Consider the following 10,969-nt stretch of genomic DNA (forward strand, 5'->3'; position numbering starts at 1 on the left):
GTTAGGGATGCCCCTAGCGAATTTCGACCGCATAGGTTTCAACCGGCGGAGCCTGTTCAATAAGACCGGCCTCTTTCAAGAACTGGGCAAAGCGCTCATAACGGCCACTGTCCAAAGCAGCTGGGCGCGCTGCAAAACGAGGCAGAGTGTCCGACCAGGCCCGCTGGTTCAGCTCGTCATCCAGCTTCGGATAGACTTCAAGGAACCCTTTCCATGAATCCTCCTGATGATTGAGCAGGTAAACCGTTGCCGCCTCAATAGCCGCAAGGAATTTGGCATAACGCGGATCTTCCACCTTGTCCTTGTGAGCGACATAAATCAGCTCATCATAAACAGGAACACCGTTCTCTTCGGGGAAAAAGGCACGCCCCTTGCCGCCTTCAATATTAATTTGCGTCAACTCGAAATTGCGATATCCACCGATCACCGCATCAACCCGGCCAGCTAGCAGGCTAGGAGACAAGGAGAAGTTCACATTGATCAGCTCCACATCATCTTTGCTCAGACCATTGCTTTTCAGCATCTGGTTCAACATGGCACTTTCAAAACCGACAGCAGAATGACCGATGGTCTTTCCCTTTAAGTCACTCAGGTTCTTAATGGGTCCATCTTCTAAAACAATCAAGGTGTTGAGCGGTGTGGCCACCAAAGTACCAATTCGTGCCAACGGCATACCCTCGTTAATTTGGGCATGGAGTGTCGGCTGGTAGGAAATGGCGATGTCGCCCTTACCCGCAGCCACAAGGCGCGGCGGCATGGCTGGATCTGCGGGCTCGATAAGCTCCACATCCAGCCCTTCCGCTTCAAAGAACCCGCGCGCCTGAGCAACAATAATCGGAGCGTGGTCCGGATTTGCGAACCAGTCCAGCAAGACAGTGAGTTTTTCGTTTGCGCTGGCCTGAATAGAGGAGGCAAGCAAGGCAGCAGCTGCCAGCGTTCCCAAAAGTTTCATAGAGAGTTCCCTCAATTAAAAATTTTTATTGCTCTTGCTGCCAATAAACCATCTTGGAAGTGGCATATTCGACAAGAGCGCGGAGTATGAGCACCATCGCAGCAAGCAGGATAAGCGCCGCAAACATGGTTGGTGTTTGCATGCGCGCATTGGCTTGCAACATGATAAAAGCCAGACCGCCTTTCGCCCCGACCCATTCGCCGACGATGGCGCCAATGGGTGCAAACACAGCAGCAATACGCAGCCCCGAAGACAACGCAGGAAGCGCTGCCGGAATGCGGATATACCAAAGCATTTGCCTTCGGTTCAGCCGGTACAGATGCCCCAGATCCAGCAGGGCCGTATCCGTTCGCCGTAACCCGTCATAGAAGGTTGAGGTGATCGAGAAAAAGATCACAAAAACCGCCATGATCACCTTGGAGGCCAGCCCGAACCCGAACCAGAGCACCAGCAAGGGCGCAATGGCGAACGCAGGAAAGGACTGGCTAGCGGTGATGGACGGCAACAGAAGACGGCGGATAAGGGAAGACCAACTCAGCAACAGGGCAAGGTAAATACCCGCCAAAGTACCAAAGACGAAGCCGAGCAACGTTTCACCGGCCGTGATACTTGCATGATAGAGCAGGTAAGACCACTGGGTGATAAGCGCGTCCCACACTGCAAAAGGCCCCGGCAGCATGTAGCGTGGTAGCTCGAAGAACCAGACAATGAACTCCCAAAGTAAAATGAAAACTGCAAGCCCGCCAGCACCCCTTAAAAGAGAAAGAAGTGACTTTTTAAGCATGCCTTGCTCCCTTTCTTTCCCGATTGAGAAAAGAGGGCAAACAGCACAGCCAAACACCAGCAGGCGTTCTATAGCAATCAAACATTAAAAGGATCTCCCGTCGCATAAATGCAGCATTGGTGGAGACCCGGGATTTGGGCTCAGGTTCCTGTCCCTTCGCCGGAATTACCCGGATCAGGTTCTAAGGGTTCGGCAGAGCCATCTCAGCTTTTATGGAAGCACCCCTCGGAATGGGGGCAGAATGACGATAGAAATTATATTTTTCAAGAAATCTTTTAGTTAAAACACAAGAGAGCGCTCTTCAGGCATGCGTTTCGTGTTCTAAAACAATACTTACTGCCAGGATTTAATGGCTTGAGCCAGAACGCGGCCCCCTTGCTCACCCTTTTCAAAGGTAAGAATTGCACGCTTTTGGTTGTTATAGAGCATCGGAATATCAATCCACTCCCGCTCACTGAGCCACGCCAGATTCTGGGAGATATCCTCGGATTGATCAGAAAGAGCTATCCAGAACAGATTGTCTGACACTTTCACCCATGCGCCAACCAGTTTTTCACCGCGCTCCGCTTCTGCGGTTTTCATGATCACGCCTGGCACCTCGGCGATCCCCTGACCACTAAAGCCCTCTGGCAGCTCAAAACGGATTTCCACCAGATGGCTTGCAGGAAGCGAACTATCTGCATTGGGCATGATCTTCATATTGATGTTCATGTCACGCTCGGGAAGCATCACCTTTGCGTTCACCGTATCGCCGCCAGTCTGGTTGCCTCTGTCCAAACTCCACAGAACCCGCCCGTGGGTAGCGCTGCCGGAACTGCCCGTCTCCGTCGGCTCTTCATAGAGGATACTTTGTAGGGCAACGGTTACCCCGCCAACATCAGATTCAATAGCCTTTGCCGGACGAACGGAATTGGTTTGCACCGGCTTTGACTGCATTGTTTCAGAATCAGGAACCACCGGCGGCGCAAGGGCGACGGCTTTTCCTGCATCAGAAGAAGATGAGGAGACTTTATAGTCCTCACCGCTTCCAGTTATTTTCAATGTGGTTACGTTTTTGGCATCCGGCGCAACCTGAAGGCTACTGTCCAGCAGGCGATCATCGTTCTTCTTGGGAGGTTCCGACTGCGGTTCCTGTACAGGTGCCGTTTCCTGCGTCTGTGAGGAATTCATAAGAGAATCCAGCCCAGACAGGATCGCATCCCGTTGCGAATAGACCACATACCCCCCCAAAGCAAACAGCAGGGCGATGACAAAAAGAACAATTAGTTGCGGCATGCGGGACGGTCGTAGTCCCTCACCCATTCCTGCAAGAGGACGCTCCGTCTCACTCGCATGCAAGGGACGTTCCGCCCCGCCCAAAGGTTTTTTGGGCCCCGCTGCTGCAGGTTCCTCGGTCTTTGGTTGTTGGGTGGTCCCTTCTGCCTGTGCTTTGCGCCCTTTACCCGGCACCCAGTCGGCATCTTTGTCCCGCTTTACACCTTTGCTGGCTTTACCCGGCCCGGCTTCATCAAGCTTCGGCTCTTTGCTCTTATTCTGAGCTCCCGCCTGTTTTTTCTGTTCCCGACTCTGCCTACGGCTTTCACCAGTAGATTTCTCAAGATCTTTTGCTGCTTTTTCCGCGTCTGCAAACACATCCTTATTATCAGCGGCTTCTTTTGCAGGTTTGGAGTCGGACTTGCCGTTTGCCGCTTCCATCTTCTGATGCGCAGATTTGTCTTTAGCCTCGGCGCTCTTCTTATCCCGAGCAGGCTTGCCCTCTGGCTTATGCGGCATTTTCTCAGCCGCTGGCCCTTCGGGTTTCAGCTTTGCAGGATCGGAGGAAGATGTGTCAGGTGTTGGTTCGGGTTTTGGCTTCCCTTTGCCCGGCTTCCCCTGTTCGGGCTGCTTGCCTGCGTCAGGGGTTGGGGCTGATGCTGGGGTTGGTGGAGTTGATCCTTGAGGGGCCGGTGTGCTCAAGCCCAAAGATTCGCGAGCAGCTTCCGCCTCAACTTTCCGGATACACTCTTCCAGCTTCAGTTGTTCATCTGTGATTTGCGCAGGCGACAACGGCGGGTCATAGTTCTTGAGCTGTTTAACAATTGCATTTCTTGCACGTTGATAAACAGCGCGACGAGCAGAGCCCGTATTCTCCTGAAGCCCGCCAATCGCTTTTTTAAGAACGGAATAGTAGTCCGCCATTGCATCTTCTCTTAGTTTCTAGAGCATATCCGTGCAAAAACACGGGCTATGCTCTAAATTTCCACGTCCAGCGGCTTCTTGGTACCTGATTGAAAAATCAAGTAGAACCCGCTCTAGAGTATCGAAGTACCGCTTAGTCCTGGAACGGGTTTTGAACCAGAATTGTATCTTCTCGCTCAGGGCTTGTTGAAAGCAGCGCCACTGGTGCACCAATCAACTCTTCCACATGGCGCACGTATTTAACAGCTTGTGCCGGAAGTTCAGCCCAACTACGTGCCCCTTCAGTGGACTCTTTCCAGCCCGGCAAGGTTTCATAGATCGGTACAACCCTTGCCTGTGCCCCTTGTGATGCGGGTAGGTAGTCTATCCGCTCTCCATCCAGTTCATACCCGACACAGATCTTAATTTCGTCCAGACCATCTAAAACGTCAAGTTTTGTCAACGCAATCCCGCTGATACCACTAGTACAAACCGTCTGGCGTACGATTACAGCATCAAACCAGCCACACCGGCGGCTACGTCCTGTAACGGTTCCAAACTCATGTCCGCGTGTACCAAGGAACTGACCCACTTCATTGAGCTGTTCAGTCGGGAAAGGTCCCTCACCTACACGGGTTGTGTAAGCTTTGGTGATTCCCAGAACATAATCAACAGAGCCAGGGCCAAGTCCACAACCTGTTGCAGCTTGTCCAGCAACGGTATTAGACGAAGTTACAAAGGGATAGGTTCCATGGTCGTTGTCCAGAAGCGCGCCTTGCGCACCTTCGAACAGCAGGCGTTTGCCTTCACGGCGTGCCTTATCCAGCAAGCGCCAGGACATATCCATATATGGCAGAATTTTATCGGCAACTCCGGAGAGTTCTTCAAAAAGTGCGTCCGCGGAAACTTCCGGCTCACCCAAACCCTTCAGTAGGGCATTGTGATGTGTCAAGAGACGCTCGATCTTGGCTGGAAGGGTTTCCAAATTGGCCAGATCCATAACGCGAATAGCGCGGCGGCCTACTTTATCTTCATAGGCAGGTCCAATACCACGCTTGGTTGTACCAATGCGCGTTTCTTTGGAGCTTGCGTTCTCGCGAAGGGCATCCAGCTCGCGGTGCAATGACAGAATAAGCGTTGCGTTGTCAGCGATTCGCAAAACTTCTGGAGTAATGTTTACGCCTTGCTTTTTCAGCTTCTCGATTTCGGAAACCAGATGATGAGGGTCAACCACCACACCATTGCCAATAACGGATAGCTTTCCGCGAACAACACCCGATGGCAGAAGGGACAGCTTGTAGCTCTCGCCGTCAATCACAAGGGTATGGCCTGCATTATGACCACCTTGAAAGCGAACGATCACATCCGCCTGCTCAGAGAGCCAATCAACAATTTTACCCTTGCCTTCATCACCCCATTGCGATCCAACTACGACAACGTTGGCCATGACTTTTCGCCCTCCTGTGGCGGCATTTAACCAGATTTTTTCAGGTCAAAGCTTGCAGTTTTACTCTTCAGGCAAAACATACATTAAACACATGAAACCCCGGTCGGGAGCCGGGGTAGTTACGACAGTCTTATAATATCATCATACCGTTATGACGACCCCTTCACTGTGGTTTTTCTTAAAAAACCTCTCATCCAGAAATGTATTCGGTTTGATTTATTTCAATAAAACCACAAGACTTCATTAACCGGACAAAATTAGAGCACGTTGCGTTCAATTCATTCACACCTCGCGCTCTAATTTCTTTATTTCGAGCGAGTTCTTGTCGTTTGATTGAATTCAATAGGCATGCAGCGTGTCTGGAATAAGGCCCGCTTCCCTTATCAAGTGGTATTTGGAAGGACCTACAAAACCACTCACAAAAAAGGCGGCCAACTGGCCGCCTATTCATTCCGTAAACTCTGTCTTTATTAGAAGCGAAGTTGCTTCACCTGCTTCACCTGATCAATTGCTTCAATCCGGTTCAAAGTTTCCTCTGGAAGTTCGCCATCGATCTCAGCCAGACAGATTGCCTCATGGCCTGCAACTTTACGGCCAAGGTTGAAGGTCGCGATGTTTACGCCAGCATCCCCCAAAATTGAGCCAAGCTGACCAATGAAGCCCGGCTTATCTTCGTTGGTTACATACAGCATGTTCTCGCCAAGTTCGGCTTCCATGTTGATGCCCTTGATCTGGATAAGGCGTGGCTTGCCATCAGCAAACACGGTTCCGGCAACGGAGCGTTCCTGACGCTCTGTTTTCACAGTCAGGCGGATGTAGTTCTCGTAAACACCCTGCTGCTCGCGGCGTACATCTTCAATCACAATGCCGCGCTCTTTGGCAACGGACGGTGCAGAAACCATATTAACGGTTTGCAGCTGCGGGCGCAGCACACCTGTCACGGCTGACGCGGTAAGTGCTTTCACATTCATTTCAGCCACTTCACCTTCATACTCAAGGCGAATTTCTTTAAGGCCGGTTTCCGTTGCCTGACCGGCAAACGATCCAAGCAGCTCAGCCAGTTTCACAAACGGTGTCAGCTTTGGAGCTTCCTCGGCTGTAATGGATGGCATGTTGAGCGCGTTGGAAACCGCGCCATTTATGAGGTAGTCCGCCATTTGCTCGGCAACTTGCAGAGCCACGTTCTCCTGAGCTTCTGTTGTAGAAGCGCCAAGGTGCGGCGTACACACAAGGTTTGGAATACCAAACAAAGCATTTTCTTTTGCAGGCTCGACTTCGTAAACATCAACCGCAGCACCGGCAACTTTGCCCGACTTCAACGCCTCAGCAAGAGCTGCCTCATTAACCAGACCACCACGGGCACAGTTGACGATATAAACACCGTCTTTCATGGAGGCGATGGCATCGGCATCAATGATATTGCGCGTCTTGTCAGTGAGCGGAGTGTGCAGGGTAATAAAGTCGGCGCGCCTAAACAGCTCGTCCAGCTCAACTTTCTCTACGCCCAGATCCTGAGCCCGTTCCTCAGAGAGGAATGGATCAAACGCAACCACTTTCATTTTCAAGCCAAGAGCACGCTCGGCCACTATAGAACCGATGTTACCACAACCAATAAGACCCAATGTCTTGGAGGTGATTTCCTTACCCATGAAGCGGGACTTTTCCCACTTGCCTGCCTGAGTGGATGTGTCGGCAGCAGGGATCTGGCGCGCCACTGCAAACATCATTGCAATTGCATGCTCAGCCGTTGTGATCGCGTTGCCGAACGGGGTGTTCATCACAATGATACCGCGGGCTGTGGCTGTTGGAATGTCCACATTGTCCACACCGATACCTGCGCGGCCAACCACTTTCAAGTTGGTTGCCGCAGCAATGATCTTCTCTGTCACTTTGGTAGCAGAGCGGATAGCCAAACCATCGTAATTACCGATGATTTCTGCAAGTTTTTCCTTGTCCTTGCCTACATCTGGAAGGAAATCCACATCACAGCCGCGATCTTTGAAAATCTGAACGGCAGCAGGAGAAAGCTTGTCTGAAATAAGTACTTTAGGAGCCATGATACATGTCCTCGATTGGAAACTGGAGAAGTGCCGGCTGCTTCAAGCAGCCGATTTGATTTGAAAGACGGGTTGACCGAAAACCTCAGGAGGCCTCTAGCTTCGCTTTTTCACTGGCAAAAGCCCAGTTGAGCCACGGCAAAAGTGCTTCCACATTTGCAGTCTCGATGGTTGCTCCTGCCCAAATGCGCAGGCCAGAGGGTGCATCACGATAAGCGCCAATATCATAGGCAACATCGTTTGCATCAAGAGCGCTCACGAGTGCCTTGGCAAAAGCTGCCTGAGCTTTCTCATCCAACGCAGCAACCTGCTCGTCAACAATCTTCAAACAAACAGAAGTGTTGGAGCGTGTTGCAGGGTCAACAGCTAGGAAGTCAACCCAGTCCGTTTTCTCAACCCAGTCGCCAAGGGTTTTCGCATTGGCATCGGCACGGCCAATCAAGCCCTCAAGGCCGCCAACGCTTTGACCCCATTTCAAGGTATCAAGGTAGTCCTCAACGCACAGCATACTTGGTGTGTTGATTGTAGCACCCGTAAAGATGCCCTCAATCAGCTTCCCGCCTTTTGTCATGCGGAAAATCTTCGGCAAAGGCCATGCGGGTGTGTAATTTTCCAGTCTCTCAACAGCACGTGGAGACAGGATCAAAACACCATGAGCAGCTTCACCGCCCAGAACTTTCTGCCAAGAGAAAGTCGTAACATCCAGTTTCGCAAAATCGAGGTTCTGTGCAAACGCCGCAGACGTGGCATCACAGATCGTCAAACCCTTGCGGTCTTCCGCAATCCAGTCCCCGTTTGGAACGCGTACACCAGAAGTGGTTCCATTCCATGTGAACACTACGTCATTGTCGAAATTCACTTGGGTAAGGTCAGGAAGTTCACCGTAACCGGCTTCAATGCGCCGCACGCCATCAATTTTGAGTTGCTTGACCACATCAGTGACCCAACCTGACCCAAAGCTTTCCCAAGCGAGCATGTCTACCGGACGCTCACCCAGTAGAGACCACAGCGCCATTTCAACAGCACCTGTGTCGGACGCAGGAACAATACCGATTTTATAATCGTTCGGCACTTTGAGGACGGCGCGCGTCAACTCAATAGCTTCCAGCAGCTTAGCCTTGCCGATTTTTGCACGGTGGGAACGACCCAGAGGAGCGTCATTCAATACAGCTGGTGTCCAGCCCGGACGCTTCGCGCATGGGCCCGAAGAAAAATTAGGGTTCGCCGGCTTGATTGCCGGTGCCTCAGTATTAGCCATGTAGCTATCCTTTCAGATAGGTGCCCCTCGTTGGGGAGGGGTGTCCCACCTACGGAGATATACCAGCCATCTACCCATCGCAAGCACTACTTTTGACCCTGTTAAAGATTTTGGTAAATAAAATGACAAAAGGGAGTCAAGTTTTGTTGGAATAGAGACCCCATACGGCTCATCGTTTTTCGATAATTGTTTTATTCCATTGAACAGTGGAGTACGCGCCCTCCCCCACATCCGCTGGTATAATCACTTGAAAGGCTCCCGAAGAGTTTAAAACATCGCCCGACACTGCAGATTTCCAAGGGATTAGGTGGCCTCAGGAAACAAAGCAATAAGCCTTAGAGGCAATACATTTTCAAGCCACCCCACACCATTACTTCAATTCGAATGGGGAAGTGGTCAAACGCAGGTTAATCATTAATACCTATGTACCTGCCCTGCATACTACAGCTTTGTATCTACCAATATTTCGGGTTTATCCAAAATCCCGGCATCAATTTGAGACTGCATCTTGGTACCGTCAAAATAGCGCTCTTCAACAATCTTACCCTCTCGCCACTGTTGCCAACACAGACCGTCAATCTGATGTACTGTGCCATCTGCTATGGTGAAACTTGTGCGATTACGAAAGACACATATCTGTAATTCACTGTTCATCTTCAGATCTATTATCTGTCCACGGATGCTGGTTGCTGCAGCAATGTACGGTTCCTGCTTTTCCCTTGCCATTGCTGCGCCGTCGGCAAACAACTCACCGTTAGCAAACATAACTCCGGAAACGTCAAAATACCTGTCAAAAGCTTCCAGTGGCTTACCCAAGTTCAGCAACTGTATCTGACCTTCCACAAGTCCAGTAAACGCATATTCACTTTTATACTTCATCACACCCCCTCAATATAATCAGCGCTTCACAGAAACGATATTTCTTCACAAAATCAGTCCTCAATATGCGGCAAGACTATCTCTACTTTTAAGCCCGATCAATTAGCGGAGGGCTTACCGAGGATAAGTGGTTTCCAAGAGGCTTCGGTTTGATTGTTTATGGGCGGCGTTGAGGTTCCGCTTATCCCCTTTTGCTCATTGCGGGGTATGAGTGAGGGGTGTTTTTAGAAACGACAAAACCCCGCCACGAAGTGTGGACGGGGTTTTGGGTGTTTGCTGTTCTGTGTTTTCATTTTGTTGAGTTTTGTTGCTTTTATCATGCCCGGCGGCGCCCTACTCTCCCGTGTCTTAAGACAAAGTACCATTGGCGCAGGGGCGTTTCACGGCCGAGTTCGGGATGGGATCGGGTGGGGGCGCCCCGCCATAGCCACCGGGCAGGATAAAAGCAACTGGAATTGGTCTGTTTTAGATTTAAGTCTTTTTATGTTTGGGTATAGCTTAATGGGAGTGATCAAGTCGATCGAGCTATTAGTAAGGCTCAGCTTCGAGTGTTGCCACTCTTCCACATGCCTCCTATCAACGTGGTGGTCTTCCACGGCTCTCAAGGGAGATCTAGTTTTGAGGTTGGTTTCCCGCTTAGATGCCTTCAGCGGTTATCCATTCCGAACATAGCTACCCAGCAATGCGGCTGGCGCCACAACTGGTCCACCAGAGGTTCGTCCATCCCGGTCCTCTCGTACTAGGGACAGATCCTCTCAAATTTCCTACACCCACGGCAGATAGGGACCGAACTGTCTCGCGACGTTCTGAACCCAGCTCACGTACCGCTTTAATTGGCGAACAGCCAAACCCTTGGGACCTGCTCCAGCCCCAGGATGCGATGAGCCGACATCGAGGTGCCAAACAATGCCGTCGATATGGACTCTTGGGCATCATCAGCCTGTTATCCCCGGCGTACCTTTTATCCGTTGAGCGATGGCCCTTCCACGAGGGACCACCGGATCACTATGACCGACTTTCGTCTCTGCTCGAGTTGTCACTCTCGCAGTCAGGCAGGCTTATGCCATTGCACTCGACGACCGATTTCCGACCGGTCTGAGCCTACCTTCGCGCGCCTCCGTTACCATTTGGGAGGCGACCGCCCCAGTCAAACTACCCGCCACACACGGTCCCGGATATTGTAGTACCGCGGTTAGATATCCATGAGGACAAGGGTGGTATTTCAAGGATGACTCCACCCAAGCTGGCGCCTGGGTTTCAACGTCTACCACCTATCCTACACATGTCATCACGAATACCAGTGTGAAGCTGTAGTAAAGGTGCACGGGGTCTTTCCGTCTGACCGCAGGAACCCCGCATCTTCACGGGGAATTCAATTTCACTGAGTCTGTGCTGGAGACAGCGGGGAAGTCGTTACGCCATTCGTGCAGGTCGG

At 51.2% G+C, this 10,969-nt stretch carries 7 protein-coding genes, 2 rRNA genes and 1 riboswitch (1 of these 10 running past the window's edge); all 9 genes read right to left on the minus strand.

Going from position 1 to position 10,969, the window contains the following annotated elements:
- Positions 1 to 13 precede the first annotated feature (13 nt).
- Positions 14 to 952, minus strand: coding sequence for an ABC transporter substrate-binding protein (locus P6574_RS17135; protein WP_310621462.1), 939 nt, complete (start codon positions 950 to 952; stop codon positions 14 to 16).
- 25 nt (positions 953 to 977) lie between these two features.
- On the minus strand, positions 978 to 1,736 hold the full coding sequence (locus P6574_RS17140) for an ABC transporter permease (RefSeq protein ID WP_310621463.1): 759 nt from the start codon (positions 1,734 to 1,736) through the stop codon (positions 978 to 980).
- A gap of 133 nt (positions 1,737 to 1,869) precedes the next feature.
- Positions 1,870 to 1,972: riboswitch (TPP riboswitch) on the minus strand.
- Positions 1,973 to 2,069: 97 nt separating this feature from the next.
- Positions 2,070 to 3,914 (minus strand): hypothetical protein, encoded by a 1,845-nt coding sequence (locus P6574_RS17145; protein ID WP_310621464.1) that lies wholly within the window; start codon positions 3,912 to 3,914, stop codon positions 2,070 to 2,072.
- A gap of 133 nt (positions 3,915 to 4,047) precedes the next feature.
- Positions 4,048 to 5,340 carry an adenylosuccinate synthase gene (locus tag P6574_RS17150; RefSeq protein WP_310621465.1) on the minus strand — a complete coding sequence of 431 codons (1,293 nt, stop codon included), beginning with the start codon at positions 5,338 to 5,340 and terminating at the stop codon, positions 4,048 to 4,050.
- A 470-nt stretch (positions 5,341 to 5,810) separates the two neighbouring features.
- Positions 5,811 to 7,397 (minus strand): phosphoglycerate dehydrogenase, encoded by a 1,587-nt coding sequence (serA, locus tag P6574_RS17155; RefSeq protein ID WP_310621466.1) that lies wholly within the window; start codon positions 7,395 to 7,397, stop codon positions 5,811 to 5,813.
- A gap of 85 nt (positions 7,398 to 7,482) precedes the next feature.
- The gene (locus P6574_RS17160) at positions 7,483 to 8,655 is read right to left on the minus strand and encodes a phosphoserine transaminase (protein WP_310621467.1); all 1,173 of its coding nucleotides are present in this window, start codon (positions 8,653 to 8,655) and stop codon (positions 7,483 to 7,485) included.
- Between the two features lie 441 nt (positions 8,656 to 9,096).
- Positions 9,097 to 9,534, minus strand: coding sequence for a hypothetical protein (locus tag P6574_RS17165; RefSeq protein ID WP_310621468.1), 438 nt, complete (start codon positions 9,532 to 9,534; stop codon positions 9,097 to 9,099).
- 320 nt (positions 9,535 to 9,854) lie between these two features.
- Positions 9,855 to 9,969: ribosomal RNA gene (gene rrf, locus P6574_RS17170) — 5S ribosomal RNA — on the minus strand.
- A 72-nt stretch (positions 9,970 to 10,041) separates the two neighbouring features.
- A 23S ribosomal RNA gene (locus tag P6574_RS17175) occupies positions 10,042 to 10,969 on the minus strand (it continues 1,803 nt past the right edge of the window).

The organism is Pseudovibrio sp. M1P-2-3, from assembly GCF_031501865.1.
Lineage (GTDB): Bacteria > Pseudomonadota > Alphaproteobacteria > Rhizobiales > Stappiaceae > Pseudovibrio > Pseudovibrio corallicola.